Annotated in this window: 18 protein-coding genes; 8 read left to right on the top strand and 10 right to left on the bottom strand. The window is 71.2% G+C overall.

Annotation, left to right across the window (positions count from 1 at the left end):
- A partial coding sequence (locus tag DEI98_RS15260; protein ID WP_111101201.1) for a S9 family peptidase occupies positions 1–771 on the top strand: 771 nt, incomplete at its 5' end.
- Between the two features lie 92 nt (positions 772–863).
- Here DEI98_RS15260 and DEI98_RS15255 read toward each other — a convergent pair.
- The 3 genes from DEI98_RS15255 to DEI98_RS15245 all read right to left on the bottom strand — a co-directional run bounded on the left by DEI98_RS15255 (position 864) and on the right by DEI98_RS15245 (position 2,570).
- Positions 864–1,067, bottom strand: coding sequence for a hypothetical protein (locus tag DEI98_RS15255; protein ID WP_111101200.1), 204 nt, complete (start codon positions 1,065–1,067; stop codon positions 864–866).
- A gap of 136 nt (positions 1,068–1,203) precedes the next feature.
- Positions 1,204–1,662, bottom strand: coding sequence for a SufE family protein (locus tag DEI98_RS15250; RefSeq protein ID WP_027465483.1), 459 nt, complete (start codon positions 1,660–1,662; stop codon positions 1,204–1,206).
- Positions 1,659–2,570 (bottom strand): sulfurtransferase, encoded by a 912-nt coding sequence (locus tag DEI98_RS15245; RefSeq protein ID WP_110863844.1) that lies wholly within the window; start codon positions 2,568–2,570, stop codon positions 1,659–1,661. Before DEI98_RS15245 ends, DEI98_RS15250 begins: the two co-directional genes overlap by 4 nt.
- Before the next feature lie 244 nt (positions 2,571–2,814).
- Here DEI98_RS15245 and zapE point away from each other — a divergent pair, with 244 nt between their 5' ends.
- On the top strand, positions 2,815–3,765 hold the full coding sequence (gene zapE / locus DEI98_RS15240; RefSeq protein ID WP_258370600.1) for a cell division protein ZapE: 951 nt from the start codon (positions 2,815–2,817) through the stop codon (positions 3,763–3,765).
- A 210-nt stretch (positions 3,766–3,975) separates the two neighbouring features.
- On the top strand, positions 3,976–5,250 hold the full coding sequence (locus DEI98_RS15235; RefSeq protein ID WP_110863842.1) for an ammonium transporter: 1,275 nt from the start codon (positions 3,976–3,978) through the stop codon (positions 5,248–5,250).
- A 188-nt stretch (positions 5,251–5,438) separates the two neighbouring features.
- Here DEI98_RS15235 and DEI98_RS15230 read toward each other — a convergent pair whose 3' ends face one another.
- Complete coding sequence (locus DEI98_RS15230) at positions 5,439–6,410, bottom strand: aldo/keto reductase (protein ID WP_071403939.1); 972 nt, start codon at positions 6,408–6,410, stop codon at positions 5,439–5,441.
- Positions 6,411–6,526: 116 nt separating this feature from the next.
- Between DEI98_RS15230 and DEI98_RS15225 the strand changes: the two genes are divergently transcribed.
- Complete coding sequence (locus DEI98_RS15225) at positions 6,527–6,919, top strand: ChaB family protein (protein ID WP_111101198.1); 393 nt, start codon at positions 6,527–6,529, stop codon at positions 6,917–6,919.
- A 69-nt stretch (positions 6,920–6,988) separates the two neighbouring features.
- A complete protein-coding gene (locus DEI98_RS15220; RefSeq protein ID WP_111101197.1) occupies positions 6,989–7,957 on the top strand; it encodes a beta-ketoacyl-ACP synthase III in 969 nt (322 codons plus the stop codon).
- 116 nt (positions 7,958–8,073) lie between these two features.
- Here DEI98_RS15220 and DEI98_RS15215 read toward each other — a convergent pair whose 3' ends face one another.
- Positions 8,074–8,946 carry a hypothetical protein gene (locus tag DEI98_RS15215; RefSeq protein ID WP_181422614.1) on the bottom strand — a complete coding sequence of 291 codons (873 nt, stop codon included), beginning with the start codon at positions 8,944–8,946 and terminating at the stop codon, positions 8,074–8,076.
- Positions 8,947–8,984: 38 nt separating this feature from the next.
- Between DEI98_RS15215 and DEI98_RS15210 the strand changes: the two genes are divergently transcribed.
- Entirely contained in the window at positions 8,985–9,632 is a 648-nt protein-coding gene (locus DEI98_RS15210; protein WP_111101196.1) for a hypothetical protein, read from the top strand.
- Between the two features lie 17 nt (positions 9,633–9,649).
- On the opposite strand, the gene DEI98_RS15205 is transcribed toward DEI98_RS15210, so the two are convergent.
- The 5 genes from DEI98_RS15205 to DEI98_RS15185 all read right to left on the bottom strand — a co-directional run bounded on the left by DEI98_RS15205 (position 9,650) and on the right by DEI98_RS15185 (position 13,999).
- Positions 9,650–10,570, bottom strand: coding sequence for a hypothetical protein (locus DEI98_RS15205; RefSeq protein WP_111101195.1), 921 nt, complete (start codon positions 10,568–10,570; stop codon positions 9,650–9,652).
- Positions 10,571–10,838: 268 nt separating this feature from the next.
- The gene (gene fliW, locus DEI98_RS15200; RefSeq protein WP_027465503.1) at positions 10,839–11,207 is read right to left on the bottom strand and encodes a flagellar assembly protein FliW; all 369 of its coding nucleotides are present in this window, start codon (positions 11,205–11,207) and stop codon (positions 10,839–10,841) included.
- Complete coding sequence (locus DEI98_RS15195) at positions 11,204–12,085, bottom strand: flagellin (RefSeq protein WP_110859820.1); 882 nt, start codon at positions 12,083–12,085, stop codon at positions 11,204–11,206. Before DEI98_RS15195 ends, fliW begins: the two co-directional genes overlap by 4 nt.
- 2 nt (positions 12,086–12,087) lie before the next feature.
- A complete protein-coding gene (flgK, locus tag DEI98_RS15190; RefSeq protein ID WP_111101194.1) occupies positions 12,088–13,509 on the bottom strand; it encodes a flagellar hook-associated protein FlgK in 1,422 nt (473 codons plus the stop codon).
- Positions 13,510–13,513: 4 nt separating this feature from the next.
- Entirely contained in the window at positions 13,514–13,999 is a 486-nt protein-coding gene (locus DEI98_RS15185) for a flagellar protein FlgN (protein ID WP_111093921.1), read from the bottom strand.
- Between the two features lie 443 nt (positions 14,000–14,442).
- Between DEI98_RS15185 and DEI98_RS15180 the strand changes: the two genes are divergently transcribed.
- Positions 14,443–15,258 (top strand): sigma-70 family RNA polymerase sigma factor, encoded by an 816-nt coding sequence (locus DEI98_RS15180; protein WP_111101193.1) that lies wholly within the window; start codon positions 14,443–14,445, stop codon positions 15,256–15,258.
- A 118-nt stretch (positions 15,259–15,376) separates the two neighbouring features.
- Entirely contained in the window at positions 15,377–16,216 is an 840-nt protein-coding gene (locus DEI98_RS15175) for a flagellin (RefSeq protein ID WP_181420034.1), read from the top strand.
- Positions 16,217–16,293 lie beyond the last annotated feature (77 nt).

Here is a 16,293-nt window from a genome sequence, read left to right as displayed (position 1 = left end):
ACCCCGAACGGCCCCGCCCCCGCCTGGGTCGTCCGCGCCGACGACCCGGCAGCGCCCTGGGCCGTCCTGGTGCACGGCCGCGGTGTGACCCGTGCCGAGACGATCCGCGCCGTCCCCGTCTTCCGTGCCGCCGGGTACTCGGTGGTGCTCGCCTCGTGGCGGAACGACGGCGTCGCCCCGCCGAGCGTCGACGGCCGCTACGGCCTCGGCAGCACCGAGTGGGAGGACGTCGACTCCGTCCTCCGCTGGCTCACCGCGCAGGACGCCCAGAGCGTCGTGCTCATGGGCTGGTCGATGGGCGGCGCCGTCGTGCTGCAGACCCTGCTCCGCTCGCGCTTCGCCGGTCTGGTCGACGGGGTGGTGCTCGAGTCCCCGGTGGTCGACTGGCACGCCGTGCTGAAGTCGCAGAGCCAGCTCCTGCGCCTGCCACGTCCGGTCCGCAAGGTCGCGCAGCGGCTGCTCCGCACGCCGGTGCTGTACCGGCTCGCCGGGCTCCAGGCTCCTGTGGACCTGCGCGAGCTCGACATGGTCACGCGATCCGACGAGCTCACGGTGCCGATCCTGCTGCTGCACAGCGACGACGACGGGTTCGTTCCGTCCTCGGCCTCACACGACCTGGCCCGCGCACGGCCCGACCTGGTGCGGCTCGAGATCCAGACCACGGCCCGGCACACCAAGCTCTGGAACCACGACGCCGACTGGTTCGACGCCCGGATCCTCGCGTGGCTGACCGAGGTGGTCCAGCGGCGCGGGGCGGCCAGCGCGCGGTAGACGCTTCGGTCGCTTCGTGAGCAGAAATGGTCGCGTCACCGTCGCGCACGCGACCATTTCTGCTCACCAAGCGGGTGGTGCGGCAACGTCCGTCACCGGAGCAGGGAGTCCTTGCGCTCCGGGTCGACGACCACGCTGACTCCGGACCGGTCGGTGACGGTGCAAGCAGATTCGAGCTGGACGCCGGAACCGTCGGTGAAGCGCAGATCGAGCCGGAAGTCGACGCCGATGAAGTCGAGCGTGTTCCGGGGGTGGACGGAGGATCCGGCCGGATCGTTCCCGCGGTTCGTCGCCATCGTCGGTTCCCCCTCATGGTTCTGACGACCCAGCCTGGCACGGCCAGCGGTTGCGATGCCGGAAAGCGGGTGCATCGACGGACGGGAGGCGCGGTGCCAGCTGGCACCGCGCCTCCCGTCCGTCAGTGGGTCGCGTCTACGCGACCGCCGCCTGTACCTGACGCTGCACGCGGCCGAGCATGCCCACCATGCCGCGGATCCGCAGGGGGCTGACCGCCTCGGACAGGCCGATGGTCAACGGGTAGTCCGTCGGGACGGCGAGCACCTGCTCGACGGTCAGGCCGGACAGTCCCTGTGCCAGGATCGAGGCGAAGCCGCGGGTGGTCGGCGCCTCGCGCGGGGCGGTGGCGTGCATCCGGACCACGTCCGGGGCGTCGCCGTCCTCGCCCACCGTCACGGTGATGAAGACGGGGGACTGGCACTCCTCGACGCGTTCGAGCTCGTCCTCGTGCCCCTGCAGGCGTTCGGGTAGCGCAGGCAGCTCGTTCGAGAACTCGAGCAGGAGCTGCAGGCGGTCCTTCTGGCCCAGGGCGAGGAAGTCGTCGCGGATCTCGGCGAGGGTGGCGGGGAGTGGTGCGTCGGTGCTGGCGTTCATCGGTTCGGAACAGTACCCGGCTCGGATCCCTGCACGATGGGGACGCGGACGGCGCTGCCCCACTCGGTCCACGAGCCGTCGTAGTTGCGGACGTTGTCGTAGCCGAGCAGGTGCTGCAGGACGAACCAGGTGTGGCTCGAGCGCTCACCGATGCGGCAGTAGGCGATGACCTCGTCGGCGTCACCGATGCCGGCGCCGTCACGGTAGACGGCGTCGAGCTCGGCGCGCGACTTGAAGGTGCCGTCGGGGGCGGCGGCCGTCGCCCAGGGGATGTTCACGGCGGTGGGGACGTGGCCGCCGCGCAGCGCGCCCTCTTCCGGGTAGTCGGGCGCGGTCGTGCGCTCCCCGCTGTACTCCGGGGCGCTGCGGACGTCGATGAGCGGCTTGCCGAGGTGCGCGAGGACGTCGTCCTTGAAGGCGCGGACGGGCTCGTCGTGGCGCTCGACGACGGGGTACTCGACGGGCGTGACCGGGGTCTCGTCGGTGGTCAGGGCGCGGTCCTCGGCGATCCACTTGCCGCGACCGCCGTCGAGCAGGCGGACGTCCTCGTGGCCGAACAGGGTGAGCACCCAGAGGGCGTACGCCGCCCACCAGTTGTTCTTGTCGCCGTAGATCACGACGGTGGTGTCGCGGCCGATGCCCTTGCCGCCGAGGAGCTCGGCGAACGCGGCGCCGTCGATGTAGTCGCGCTGCACCGGGTCGTTGAGGTCGGTGTGCCAGTCGATCTTCACGGCGCCCGGGATGTGGCCCGTCTCGTAGAGCAGGACGTCCTCGTCGGACTCGACGACCACCAGGTCGGGCGCGCCGGCCCCGGCGTCGAGTTGCTCCTGCAGCCACTCGGTGGAGACGAGGCGCTCCGGGTGCGCGTAGGCGGCGAACTTCTCGGACGGGTCGACCGGTGCGGTCATCGGGGGTACCTCCAGGGGTGCGGGGGAGCGTGGTGCGGGGTGAGCGTGGTGCGGGGCGGGCTTGGTGCCCGGGTGCGTGCTGCTGGCGCCGGACTAGGATCGGGCGTCGGCGCCTGTGGGCAACGGTACGCGGACGTACCGTGCCCCTGACGCAACGTGACACCCCACGACATGCTTCCCGGAAGGGTTCCCCCGATTGCCCGCTCACCTCGTCGACCGTGATCCCCAGGTGACGCCGCAGCAGATGGCTGCGGCGCTCGTGCCCCCGCCGCAGTTCACGGACGCGTCGTTCGACTCGTACCGGCCGGACCCGGACTACGACTCGCAGGCCTCGGTCCGCGATGCCGTCGCCGCGTTCGTGGCCGCCGGTCCGACGGAGGCCCCGCGCCGCGGGCTGTTCGGGCGCCGGAAGCAGGCGGCGGAACCCGCGGCGAAGTCCGGTGTGTACCTGGACGGCGGGTTCGGTGTCGGCAAGACCCACCTGCTCGCAGCCGCCTACCACGCGGCCACCGGCCGGAAGACGTTCGGCACCTTCATCGAGTACACCGCGCTCGTGGGCGCCCTGGGGTTCCAGGGGACCGTCGACCTGCTCCGCGGCACCGCACTGGTGTGCATCGACGAGTTCGAGCTCGACGACCCGGGCGACACGATGGTGATGACCCGGCTCATCAAGGAACTGACCGAGACCGGCACCCGCTTCGCCGCGACGTCGAACACGCCCCCGGGAGCCCTGGGCGAGGGGCGCTTCGCCGCGCAGGACTTCCTGCGCGAGATCCAGGCGATGTCGGACCGCTTCGACACCATGCGCATCGACGGCCTCGACTACCGCCGACGTGCCGTGGACGAGTCGGCGCAGGTGGTGTCCGACGTGCCCGCCGCGCTGCCGTCCGGCACCGTGACGCTCGACGACTTCGGCGCGGTGGTCGCGCACCTGGGTTCCGTGCACCCCTCGAAGTACGTCGCGCTGGTCGAGGACCTCGACGCCGTCGGGCTCACCGACGTCCGGGCGTTCACCGACCAGACCGACGCGCTGCGCTGGGTCGCCCTGGTGGACCGGCTGTACGACGCGCAGGTGCGCATCGTCGCGTCAGGCACGCCGCTCGACCAGGTGTACCCCGACGTGATGCTCGAGGGCGGGTACCGCAAGAAGTACCTGCGCGCGGCGTCCCGCGTGGTGGCGCTCACCCGCGCCTGAGCGTCGCTCGCCGTCAGACCGATCTGTCCACGGCGGTCTCCTGCCCCTCGCGCAGGGGACATCGGGCCGCTGGAAACACGACGTTTACAAACGGCGCGGTCGCGTTACATCCGCGAAACAGTTCGTGCTCCCTCGTGAAACCTCGCCTCGCCAGACTCTGTGACACCCGAGGCGGTCCAAGAGCCGCTCGTGCAATCGAGAGGTGAGCAGATGCTTGATCAGGGCAACACGACGTTCGTGTTGGTGATGGCTGCGCTGGTGTTGTTCATGACACCCGGCCTGGCCTTCTTCTACGGCGGCTTGGTGAAGGCCAAGTCCGTCATCTCCATGATGATGATGTCGTTCGGTGCGATCGCGCTCGTGAGCGTGCTCTGGGTGGTCTACGGCTACGCGATCGCCTTCGCCAACCACGGCGACGGCACGGCGGTCTCCGGCGTGGTCGGGTTCTTCAGCATCGACTGGAACCAGATCGGCCTCGGTCAGGCCTTCGAGGAGGCGCAGTCCTCGAACATCCAGGCGGCGTACCCGTCGATGGCCTTCGTCGGGTTCCAGGCGACGTTCGCGATCATCACCGTCGCGCTCATCTCCGGTGCCATCGCCGACCGCGCCAAGTTCGGCGCGTGGATGGTCTTCGCCGGCGTCTGGGTCACGGTCGTCTACTTCCCGGTCGCCTCGTGGGTCTTCAACCTGACCTCGGGCTGGGCCGCCACGTGGGGCGTCATCGACTTCGCCGGTGGCACCGCGGTGCACATCAACGCCGGTGCAGCGGGTCTCGCCCTGGCGATCGTCCTCGGCAAGCGCGTCGGCTTCGCCAAGGGTGCGCACAAGCCGCACAACCCGCCCTTCGTCCTGCTCGGTGCCGCCATCCTGTGGTTCGGCTGGTTCGGCTTCAACGCCGGCTCCGAGGGTGCAGCTGACGGCATCGCCGCGATCGCCTGGGTGAACACCCTCGCCGCCCCGGCCGCCGCCATCCTCGGCTGGCTGCTCATCGAGAAGCTCAAGGACGGCAAGGCCACCTCCGTCGGTGCCGCATCGGGTGCCGTCACCGGCCTCGTCGCGATCACCCCGGCCTGTGCCGCGCTGACCCCGGGCTGGGGCATCCTGCTCGGCTTCCTCGCCGGCATCGTCTGCTGCTTCGCGATCGACTGGAAGTACCGCCTGGGCTTCGACGACTCGCTCGACGTGGTCGGCGTCCACCTGGTCGGCGGCATCTTCGGCACGCTGTTCCTCGGCTTCTTCGCCAACGACACCGGCCTGATCTACTCCGGCTCGTTCGAGCAGCTCGGCAAGCAGGCCGTGGCGGCCCTCGCCGTCGGCCTCTACTCGTTCGTGCTCGCCCTGGTCATCGGGTTCGCCATCGAGAAGACGATGGGCTTCCGCGTCAAGACCGAGGACGAGGTCGCCGGCATCGACACCGCCGTCCACGGCGAAGAGGGCTACGTCCTCTACGAGCAGACCGACGACAGCCCGGTCAGCGTCCGCTAGTCACCAGGCACCACCCGCACGACGACGGGCCCCGCGCACACAGCAGCGCGGGGCCCGTCGTCGTTGCGTTGGTCGCGTTCTCGACGTGACCACGGCCGGGAGGCGCGGTGCGGGTCCGGCCCGCACCGCGCCTCCAGGCAGATGGTCGCGTCAGCGACCCGTTGGTTCCGTTGGTTCCGGTGGTTCCGTCACCAGGCGTAATCCTCCGGCGAGGTCTCGTGCCCCGGGAAGATCTCGTCGAGACGGTCCAGCGCACGCTGGTCGAGGCGGATGTCGACGGCGCGCACCGCGGACTCCCACTGCTCCATCGTGCGGGGGCCGGTGATCGGCGCCGTGACGCCGGGCTGGTGCAGCAGCCAGGCGAGTGCCAACTCGCCGGGCGTGTGGCCGAGCTCCTTCGCGAACGACTCGTACGACTGCAGCTGGTCGCGGTGCGCGTCGACGTACTCGGCGCTGCGGCCGGAGAGCCGACGGGAGCCGTTCTCGGTCTTCTCGATGACGCCGCCGAGCAGGCCGCCCTGCAGCGGCGACCAGGGGATCACGCCGAGGCCGTACGCGCGGGCGGCCGGCAGGACCTCGCGCTCGACGTCGCGGACCACGAGGTTGTAGATCGACTGCTCGCTGACCAGGCCGAAGGTGTTCCGGCGCTTCGCTGCCTCCTGCGCCTGGGCGATGTGCCACCCGGCGAAGTTCGACGAGCCGACGTACAGGACCTTGCCCTGCTGCACGGCGACGTCGATCGCCTGCCAGATCTCGTCCCACGGCGTCGCACGGTCGACGTGGTGGAACTGGTACAGGTCGATGTGGTCGGTCTGCAGTCGCTGCAGGCTCGCGTCGAGCGACTGCCGGATGTTCAGGGCGCTGAGCTTGCCGCCGTTCGGCCAGTCGGTCATCTCGCCGTAGACCTTCGTGGCGAGCACCGTCTTCTCGCGGCGACCGCCACCCTTGGCGAACCACCGTCCGATGATCTCCTCGGTGGCACCCTTGCCCACCGAGCCGCCGTAGCCGTTGGCGGTGTCGAAGAAGTTGACGCCGAGCTCGTGGGCCCGGTCCATGATCGCGTGCGAGTCGTCCTCGCTGGTCTCCGGGCCGAAGTTCATCGTGCCGAGCACGGCGCGGGAGACGGACAGACCGGTGCGACCGAGGTGTGTGTAGTCCATGAGACGGGTCTACTCGTGACGCGCTGGTGGCGCCAGGCCCTGGGAGTACCGGTCGGGGCTTGGTGCTCGTTGTGCTGGTCGGAGTAGTCAGGGTGGACCACCCGAGAGGAGCAGCCATGCCAGCCAAGGACGAGATCCCCAGCACCCTGCAGCGGTCCCCGGAGCACGCGCAGGAGATCTTCGAGAAGACACTGGACTCGGCGAACGAGACGTACGGCCCGGGTGAGCGGGCGCACCGCACGGCGTTCGCCGCCGTGAAGCACGAGTACGAGAAGGTCGGCGACCACTGGGAGGAGAAGGAGTCCTCCGGGCCGTCCGACTCCGGTGCCGCCGGCTCCCGCAATTCCGGGAAGACCGAGGGCGGTGTCGACGCGAAGGCCTCGAAGGCGCACCTGATGGACGTCGCGAAGCGGCTCGACGTCAGCGGCCGCTCCAAGATGACGAAGGACGAGCTGGTCGAGGCGATCGGCAAGGCGAACGACCGCGCCACGGCTGCCGCCCGGAAGTGACCGCGGGTGGGGCGCCGTCCATTCCCCGGTCGGCATGCGGCGGTGGGGTGAGGGGGTAACGTGCGGACGATGAACATCCCAGCACTCCGCGGCAGCCGGATCCTCGGGTTCGGACACCACCAGCCCGAACGCGTCCTGACCAACGACGAGCTCTCGACGATGGTCGACACGAACGACGAGTGGATCCGCACCCGCACCGGGATCCAGACCCGTCGGATCGCCGGTCCAGACGACACCGTCACGTCGTTGGCCATCGAGGCCGGCCGCCGTGCCCTCGTCGACGCCGGGGTGTCGCCCTCGGCCGTCGGACTCGTCATCGTCGCCTCCACCACCCACCAGGACCGCGCCCCGTACACGGCAGGCCGCGTCGCCGCTGCACTGGGCATGACGAACGGCCCGGCGCCGATCGACATCAACACCGCGTGCAGCGGGTTCGAGTACGCGCTCGGGCTCGCCGACCAGTCCATCCGCACCGGTTCGGCCGACGTCGCGCTCGTCATCGGGTCCGAGGTGCTGTCGGGGATCGCCGACTGGACCGACCGGTCGACGTGCGTGCTCGTCGGTGACGGGGCCGGTGCCGCCGTGCTCGGGGTCGCCGAGACGCCCGAGATCGGCCCGGTGTCGTGGGGGAGCGTGCCGCATCTGCTCGACGCCGTGCGGGTGGAGGGCTCGCCGGGGCGCTTCAACCAGGAGGGTCGCTCGATCTACCGGTGGGCCATCACCGAGGCCGAGGGGCACGCCCGCAAGGTCGTCGAGGCCGCCGGACTCACGATGGACGACATCGAGGTGTTCGCGTTCCACCAGGCGAACCTGCGGATCATCGAGCCGCTCGTCACCGCGCTCGGCGGGGAGTCGAAGTTCGTCATCCGGGATGTCGTCGAGTCCGGGAACACCTCGGCCGCCAGTGTGCCGCTCGGGCTCTCGAAGGCGTGGGAGCGTGGCGACCTCCCGGAGGGAGTGCCGGCCCTGCTGTTCGGGTTCGGTGGCGGGTTCGCCCACGCCGGGCAGGTCGTGACGACGCCGGTGCGGTCCTTCTAGGCGCAGCTGCACGAACGGCCCGGGCTCGGCTGCTGAGCATCCGTGCCCGGGCCCTGCTCGGTCGTCGCGCCGGGCCGTTCTCGGTCGGCGTGCCGGGCCGTTCTCGGTCGTCCTGGCTAACGCTTCGAGCGGGGGTCGTCCTGGCCCGGCTCGGTCCAGAGGTCCTGGTCCTTGCCCGTGCCGCGCTTCCACGGTAGGGCTCGCCGGGTCTTCTCGGCAGTCGGTGTGACCGTCAGCACGATGGGGAACTCCGCCGGCGGCATCCCGAACCCCGTCCGCGACGCCTGGATCACCTTGCGCCCCAGGGCGTGGTTCCCCAGACCGCCGACGGCCGCTCCGATGCCGAACGGGAGCGCGCGGCCGAGGACCGAACCGCCCTGCCGGATGGCGAAGCGCTTGATGAACTGGTCACGGACCTGTCCGCCGATGCCGTTGACGACCTGCTTCGGCAGCGAGGACGTCACCATCTCGCCCCAGAATGCCGTCCGGGCCTGCCCGCCGGCAGCCTGGCCGGCGAGCTGCTTGATGAGCTGCGTGCCCGGTGCGCCGAGGATCATCGCCATCACCAGCGTGCGGGCGCGCTCCGGGTCGTCCAGCGCGATGCCGTGGACCTCGGTCACCGACTGTGCGAACAGCGCGGTGGTCTCGAGGAACCCGACCGTCTCGGCGCCGCTCAGTCCGAGCGCAGCGGCCATCCCGACGCCGGGGATCACCGCGCTCGCGCCGACCGCGGCGCCACCGGTCGTGACCGCGGCCAGGTACTGCCGCTCGAGGATCTGGATCACCTCGGCGGGGGTCGCGTCGGGCTTGCGGCGACGGATCGCGTTGACGTGCGCGACCACGACGGGGCGCTGCACACTGATGACCCGATCGAGCCACTTGGCCCAGCCCGAGGGCTGGACCTGCTGCGTTCGGGGGTCGGACGTGGTGGGGGAGACCGGTGCGGTCGGCAGGGGCACGATCGACTGGTCCTTCGGGGCGCGGGCCATGCGCTCACCGTACGCCGCACACGTGAGAGGCTCGCTGGATGGACACCGACCCCGCGCAGCGAGCCCTCGACGACGCCCGTCGTGCGGCCGGGTTCCTGACCGTCCGGCAGGTGGCCGCCCTCGCGCCCGAGGTCCGGGTGCTCGATCCGGCGTCCGTCCTGATCGGGGAGGGCGTGTCGGTCCTGCCCGGCGTCGTGCTGTACCCGTCCACGACGCTCGAGACCCGTCACGGCGGGGCGATCACGCTGGCTGCCGGTGCCTGCCTGGGCCCCGGCCCCGTGACCGTCGTCGCGTCTGCGGCGACCGTGCACATCGGGGTGGGCGCCGAACTCGGCCCGGGCCCCGTCACCGTCGTCGCGGACGGGTCCGACGTCGTGATCGGTGGTCGGGCTCGCCTGACGGCCGGGTGTCTCGTCGAGGGGCCGGCGCGGATCGGTGCGGGCGCGCAGGTGCTCGGTCCGGTGTCCGTGCGTGACGTCGAGCTCGAGGACGGCGGCGACCACCGCGAACCCGACCCGGACCACCGCGGCGGCGTGGTCAAGGGCACCGGGCCGGTCCGTGGGGTGCGCGTGGGGCTCGGCGAGGTCGTGGTCGGTGGGGCAGTGGACATCGGGGCGTCCTCCGGTCGGCCGCGGATCGAGCGTCAGCGCACGTACCACCCGGATGCGCCGCGTCGTCCGCGCTGATCGTCGAACACGCAGCCTCAGCACGGGACACCCGCACGCCGCAGGGCAGCCCGCACCCGGTCGGGCTGCATCAGGTCGGCCCACCAGAGCCGCACGACCGCGCGGACCTCGGGGAACGACCGGATGAAGTCCTCACGCCGCTTCTCGCGCCAGTGCGCGTCCGCGGTGGAGCGCCCGTCGAGCAGCACCGGGTCCTCGTACTTCGCGCGGCCGTCGACCTCGACCACGACGCCCTGGTCCGGGAACCAGAAGTCCACGACCGCCGTGGCCGATCCGGCCCGGGCGAACACGTGCTGCTGCACCGGCTCCGGCACACCGAGCTCCCGGAACCGCACGCGGCACACCGACTCCGCGGGTGACCCCGACAGCGCCGACCCCATCCCCACCGCGATCCCCGCCTTCGTCCGGGCGAAGACCAGCGATGTGAGTTCCGCGTCCAGCGCCTCACGGTCGGCGAGCCGACGGGAGAGCACGGCATCGACGACGGGGAGTGCTTCGAGCAAGGAGCGCGTGGCAGCGACGTCGATGGCGGTCCTCGCGGCCGTCGTCGTGGGGGTCGCCTGCTGGTCGACGAGGACTGCGGGCGCTCGCCCCTGTGCACCGTGCCGGACGAACCACGCCGTGACACGGGTGTGCGTCGTGGTCGGATCGGCGAGGTGCACCTTGGGTGGGGCGGTCCCGATCAACGGGAGTCCGAGGACCGCGCAGGCAGACTGGTGTGAGACGACATCGGTCGCGCGGAGTCGGTGCGCCGAGGCCCGGACGAGCACGTGGTGCTGCTCACCGGGGTGCATCCCGTCGAGTGCATCCGGGCGGACGAGGACGCCGGGGCGGAGGCGTTCGTACCGTCCCCGTTGGACATCGCGCTCGAGCGCGCGGCGTTCAGCGGAGGTCGCACCCGTCGTGCGGATCAGTTCGACGTCGTTCGCTCTGGACATGGCACCAGGCTCGCCGAACCTCGTGGCCCAGCTCTCGCCGTCGTCCGATCTGTGGAGAGACGGGCGGCGACGACGACCTGTGCAGGACTGACCAGCTGCAATGCGCGTGCATCTTGCGACGATCCACGCGTCGAACGACTCGTGTCTTGTCGTCACATGCACACGCAGCCTCTGCGTGCACATCTTCCGACGATCCACGCCGAGAACGACTGGTGGAATGTCGCAGAACGGGTGCGAAGCAGCTCCGCGCCCGCCCGGCGCGCCCGCGCTACACCCGCGCGAGCTCCGCCCGCAGCGGCAGGTCCTGCTCCTCGAGGATGACCTGCGCGCCCACGGCCGTCCGGGCGTTCACGACGATCGGCGCGAGCAGGTTGACCGTGGTGCCGGACGCGCCGGGGTTCGCGACGACGAGCAGCATCGCGTCGGCGGGGTCGGTCAGCCCGAGCCCGGCAGCCTGCTCGTCGGTGAGCTCCGGCGCGTACGACGGCAGGTGCACCGCGGCGTCGAGCAGGAACAGCCGCGCGTCGTCGCCGACGAGCGTGAACAGCCCCTCGGCGCCGTCGACCGGCGAGAGCTCGAAGGCCGCGGCGGGAGCGAGCCCGAACGGCGGGACGGCGAAGGTCAGGGAGATGCTCATCGGAGGTAGTCCATCAGGGTCGGCTGCAGGACCTTCGCGGTGACGGCGAGGGCTGCCTGGTAGTTGGTCTGCTGCACCTGCAGGTCGAGGACGGCCTTCGCGAGGTCGACGTCCTCGATGCCGGCGCGGCGGCTCTCGAGCGAGACGGTCGCGGACTTCAGCGAGTCCTGTGCCGCGAGGGCGGCTGCGTGCCGGACGCCGACGTCGGCCTGGGCGCCGCGGACGGTTCCGAGCGCCGTGTCGACGTCCCCGATGCGAGCGTTCACGTTCACCCCGTTCTGCAGGTCACTGACGATGGAGTCGATCATGCCGAACACCGAGTCGTCGCCGGATCCGAAGACCGCGGTGCCGGTGGTGTCGACCCGCACCGTGGTGCCGTCGCCGACCCGACGGGACACGTCGGTGCCCGATGCCGCCCAACCCGTTGCGGGATCGTAGGCGACAGCGGCGGTCGACGATCCCGCGAACACCGAACGGGTGCCGTAGGTGGTGTTCGCACGGGCCTCGAGGTCGGCTTTGAGCGACCGGAACTGCGTGACGAACGCGTCGCGGTCGGTGTCGCTCATGGTGCCGGAGTTCGCGGCCCGCACCGTGAGGTCGCGGACGTTGTTGAGCACCGAGTACACGCCGGACAGCGCACTGTCGGTGGTCGCGAGCCACGCCGCGGCGTCGTTCGCGTTCCGCGAGTACTGCGAGGCTGCGGCCTGCTCCTTGCGCACCTGCATCGACGACGCGGTGCCGACCGGGTCGTCCGAGGGCTTCTGGATGGCACGCAACGTCGTGGCCTGGTCGGTGAGCTCGGCGACCCGCGCGGCACCGGCCTGCAGCCGGGCCGAGGCGGCCGCCATCGACATCTGGGTGGTCACACGGGTGATCACGATCAGCCCCTCCCGACGAGTCCGACGCGGTTGATGATGGTGTCGAGCATCTCGTCGACCGCGGTCAGGACGCGCGCCGCGCCCTGGTACGCGTGCTGGTAGCTCAGCAGGTTGACGTTCTCCTCGTCGAGGTCGACGCCGGCGCTCGACTGCTGCTGGTTGCGCGCGTTGGTGAGCGCGAGTCCGGTCATCGTCGATTCCGACGTGGCCGACCTGGAGGCGGTGCCCACCCCCGCCACGAACGTCGCCCAGACCTGGTCGGCACCGTCCGACGACGCCCCGAGTCGCGCGAGCGCGTCGGCGAACGAGTCGTCGAGTTCCCCCGCCGCGTTCCGCGTCGCCAGCCCACTGGCGTCCGTGGGGACGACGCCGAGTGCCTGGGCGGCGGGGACGCCGGCCGTCAGGGAGAAGAAGGGTGCGCCGGTGGTGCCGGCCGGGGTGGTCCCGGCGGCGTGCAGGGTGTTCACGGTCGTGGCGAGCCGCGTGGCCACGGCGTCGTAGGACGCGGAGGCCTCGGCGAGTGCGCCGCCGGTGCCGGTGCCGGACGCGGGTGCGAGGACCGTGAGGGCCCCACCGATCGACCCGCCGCTCAGTCCCACCACCCCGGCCGTGCCGGTGGTCCAGGTCAGGGTGACCGCGGTGCCGTCGGCGAGACGTTCGCCGCCGCCGAGGGCGACCGAGCGTGCGTCGGTGCCCTGCACGAGCGGGTTGCCGCCGAGGAGCACGTCGACCGTGCCGTCGGCGTTCGTCCGGGTGGTGCCGCCGGCGAGCGTGGCGATCTGCTGCGTGAGCTGGTCGCGCTGGTCGAGCAGCTCGTTGGCGTTGCCGCCCGAGGCGAGCGCGGTGCGGATCCGGCCGTTCAGGTCGGCGACCTGCTCCGCGGCGCCGTTCAGCTGGGCGACCTGCCCGGTCAGGGTGCCGCGCACCGAGGACCACTGCGCGTCGACGGCCTTCGAGCCGGCGGCCAGGGCGGCGACGACGGTGCCGGCGGCCCCGAGCACGGCACTGGCGGCACCCGGGTCGTCGGGGTGGCTGGCGAGCTCGCTCCAGGACGACCAGAACGCGTCGAGCTTGGCGCTCAGGCCGTCCTTGCCGGGCTCGTGCAACCCGGTCTCGAGGGCGGAGAGCGCCGTGGCGCGGGCATCGGCGTAGGCCGACGAACCGGCGGCGACGCGGACACCGGCGTCGAGCGTCAGGGACGCCAGGCGAGCGATGCCGTCGACCGAGACGCCCTGGCCGGCGAGGGCCGCGGTGCCCCGCATGAACCCGGTCTGGGTCGCGGGGATCGAGTTCTGCGTGACGCGCTGCCGCGTGTACCCGGCGGTGCCGGCGTTCGCGATGTTCTGGCCGGTGACGTCGATGCCGGCACGGGCGGCTGCGAGGCCGGAGTAGGCGGTCGCGAGGGATCCGAAGGTGCTGACCACGGTGCTACAGCGTCCCCTCGAACAGGCGGGCGCCGTCCTGGCCTGCGCCGGACGTCCCACTGGCGTCGTAGGTGGCGGCGCCGGTGACGGTCCCCGCCAGGGTCTCCTCGGTGGCCTGGGCGGCGACACGCAGGAACCGGTCGTTCTCGTCGCGCAGGGCGCCGATCTGGGTGGTCAGCTCGACCATCGCGGTGAGGTGCGACGACAGGATCTCGCCCCACGGCCCGTTCGGTGCCGCGGCGACGACGTCGCGCAGGGGAGCGTCGGCGGGGACGCCCCACTCCTCGGCGACCTCGGCGCTCTGCGCGGCGCGCTCGAGCCCGGTGCTGCGGAGCCGGTCGAGGACCTGCTCGACCTCGCGGCTGGCGTGCGACACCCAGCGGGAGCGGCCCGCGGTGAGCAGGAGCTGCTCCTCCTCGAGCTTGAAGGTGAGCAGTTCGAGCAGCTCGCGTTCGCGCCAGAGCACGGCGGACAGGTCGTTCACGCTCATCAGCTCCTCCCAGGTGGTGGTTCGTCGGGGTGGTCCCCGGTCCGTCATCCTGCGGACACCGGGACCTATCGACTCGGTGACCGCGACCGTAAGCCCCGGCGGCCGAGTGCCGTCCCCCGTACTCGTCGACTTTGTGACCCGATGACCCCCGTCGGGGGACAAGAACGAGCGTTCCCAACCCTGAGTCCCCCCAAATGCCGACCGGAAAGGGGGCCTGACACCCCCGCACTGGGGACGGTTGAGCACCTGTTCAGCGCATTGCCAGCCGATACATTCAGAACGCACCCCGGGGGACACCCGGAACCGCTCGGGAACGATGCGGGGTGCACCGCGCGGAGGGACCCGGGCGGGTCTTCGGCGTACGCACCGGCCATCCGAGGCCGGCGTCCGTCGCGCCCACGGACGGGTGAGCCGACACACGTCAGGTCGACCAGGGGAACAGCATGGACCGCACCGAACGCAACGCGATGATCGTGGAGCACCTCCCGCTCGTGGGCTACATCGTGGCCGACGTCCGCTCCCGGGCGACGCACCTGGATCGCGACGACCTCGCCGCCGTCGGATCGCTCGCACTCGTCGCAGCCGCCGAGGCCTTCGACCCCACCCTCGGCGTGCCGTTCGGTGCCTACGCCCGCACCCGGATCGCCGGTGCGCTGGCCGACGACATGCGCTCGGCCGACTGGGCCTCCCGCGGCACCCGGAAGCGGATCCGCGAGACCCTGGCCACGCAGGAGGCACTGTCCGCACGGCTCGGCCGGAGCGTCGGCGCCCAGGAGATCGCCGATGCCATGGGCGTCGACAAGCAGACCGCCGTCGACGCGATGAGCGACGCCGCCCGGACCGTCGCGCCGCTCGACGAGACCGTGCACGACCTCGTCTCCGCGGACCTGCCGCTCCCCGGGGACGACCTGCTCGAGACCGAGAAGCGCCGGTACCTCCGCGCCGCGGTCGAGGCCCTGCCGGAGCGGATGCGCTTCATCGTCGAGGCCGTGTACTTCGGCGACCGCTCGGTCACCGACGTCGCCGCCGAGCTCGGCATCACGCACTCGGCCGTCTCGCAGCAGCGCTCCGAGGCGATGCGCCTGCTCCACGACGGTCTCGCCGCCCACTACGGCGACGGCACGACCGTCGAGCCCGCGAGCCGCACCACCGCGGCCCGCCGCAGCGCCTACCTCGCCCGTGTCGCCACGAACGCCGCCGCCGGTGTCGCCCGTGCCGTGCACGACGCCGCGTCCGGCCCGGCCGTCGCTGCGAGTTGAGACGTCGGCGGAAACTTCTCCGCCGATCCCCTAACGACTCCCGGCAACCGGTCGAGAGTCATCCATGTCAGCCCACGGACGGGCCGACGTACGACCCACATTCACGGAGGAAACCACCATGGGTATGTCCATCAACACCAACCTCTCGGCACTCAACACGTACCGGAACCTCAACGCGACGCAGAACGACCTGTCGAAGTCCCTCGAGAAGCTCTCGTCGGGTCTCCGCATCAACCGTGCTGCCGACGACGCTGCCGGTCTGTCGATCTCCGAGGGGCTGAAGTCCCAGGTCGGTGGCCTCACGGTCGCCGCCCGCAACGCGCAGGACGGCATCTCCGTCGTGCAGACCGCTGAAGGTGGCCTCACCGAGACCCACTCGATCCTCCAGCGCATGCGCGACCTGGCAGTGCAGGCCGGCAACGACTCGAACAACGAGGACTCCCGCAAGGCGATCACCACCGAGGTCGGCGAGCTCACCAAGGAGCTCACCCGCATCTCGGAGTCGACCAACTTCAACGGCATCAACCTGCTCGACGGCTCCGCCGGCACCGCAGGCGTCCTGAAGTTCCAGGTCGGCGCGAACGGCGACGCGGCGAGCCAGATCGACGTGGACCTGTCGAAGTCGAACGTGGAGTCCGTGTCGACCGCGGTCGGCGCGCTCACCTTCGACTCGGCGACGAACGCTCAGGCCGCCATCACCGCGATCGACGAGCAGATCAAGTACGTCTCCTCGGCTCGTTCGAGCATCGGTGCCGTCCAGAACCGCTTCGACCACGCCATCAACGTGACGAACGTGGCCAAGGAGAACCTCACCGCTGCCTCCTCGCGCATCACCGACGTCGACATGGCGGAGGAGATGGTCAAGTACACGCGCGACAACATCCTCAGCCAGGCCGGCACCTCGATGCTCGCGCAGGCGAACCAGAGCACCCAGGGCGTGCTCTCGCTCCTGCGCTAGCCATCACGACGTCCGTCCTCCGGGCCCGATCGGGTGCCCCGGGGGGCGGACGCCGCCGTCCTGACCACCTCCACGAC

The organism is Curtobacterium sp. MCLR17_034, from assembly GCF_003234485.1.
Classification (GTDB): Bacteria; Actinomycetota; Actinomycetes; order Actinomycetales; family Microbacteriaceae; genus Curtobacterium; species Curtobacterium flaccumfaciens.
This window is presented reverse-complemented; position numbering and strand designations above follow the sequence as displayed.

Excerpts from the sequence above, each read along its gene's own strand:
- DEI98_RS15255 (WP_111101200.1), bottom strand. The coding sequence starts at position 1,067 with ATGGCGACGAACCGCGGGAACGATCCGGCCGGATCCTCCGTCCACCCC.
- DEI98_RS15250 (WP_027465483.1), bottom strand. The coding sequence starts at position 1,662 with ATGAACGCCAGCACCGACGCACCACTCCCCGCCACCCTCGCCGAGATC.
- DEI98_RS15245 (WP_110863844.1), bottom strand. The coding sequence starts at position 2,570 with ATGACCGCACCGGTCGACCCGTCCGAGAAGTTCGCCGCCTACGCGCAC.
- zapE (WP_258370600.1), top strand. The coding sequence starts at position 2,815 with ATGGCTGCGGCGCTCGTGCCCCCGCCGCAGTTCACGGACGCGTCGTTC.
- DEI98_RS15235 (WP_110863842.1), top strand. The coding sequence starts at position 3,976 with ATGCTTGATCAGGGCAACACGACGTTCGTGTTGGTGATGGCTGCGCTG.
- DEI98_RS15230 (WP_071403939.1), bottom strand. The coding sequence starts at position 6,410 with ATGGACTACACACACCTCGGTCGCACCGGTCTGTCCGTCTCCCGCGCC.
- DEI98_RS15225 (WP_111101198.1), top strand. The coding sequence starts at position 6,527 with ATGCCAGCCAAGGACGAGATCCCCAGCACCCTGCAGCGGTCCCCGGAG.
- DEI98_RS15220 (WP_111101197.1), top strand. The coding sequence starts at position 6,989 with ATGAACATCCCAGCACTCCGCGGCAGCCGGATCCTCGGGTTCGGACAC.
- DEI98_RS15215 (WP_181422614.1), bottom strand. The coding sequence starts at position 8,946 with ATGGCCCGCGCCCCGAAGGACCAGTCGATCGTGCCCCTGCCGACCGCA.
- DEI98_RS15210 (WP_111101196.1), top strand. The coding sequence starts at position 8,985 with ATGGACACCGACCCCGCGCAGCGAGCCCTCGACGACGCCCGTCGTGCG.
- DEI98_RS15205 (WP_111101195.1), bottom strand. The coding sequence starts at position 10,570 with ATGTCCAGAGCGAACGACGTCGAACTGATCCGCACGACGGGTGCGACC.
- fliW (WP_027465503.1), bottom strand. The coding sequence starts at position 11,207 with ATGAGCATCTCCCTGACCTTCGCCGTCCCGCCGTTCGGGCTCGCTCCC.
- DEI98_RS15185 (WP_111093921.1), bottom strand. The coding sequence starts at position 13,999 with ATGAGCGTGAACGACCTGTCCGCCGTGCTCTGGCGCGAACGCGAGCTG.
- DEI98_RS15180 (WP_111101193.1), top strand. The coding sequence starts at position 14,443 with ATGGACCGCACCGAACGCAACGCGATGATCGTGGAGCACCTCCCGCTC.
- DEI98_RS15175 (WP_181420034.1), top strand. The coding sequence starts at position 15,377 with ATGGGTATGTCCATCAACACCAACCTCTCGGCACTCAACACGTACCGG.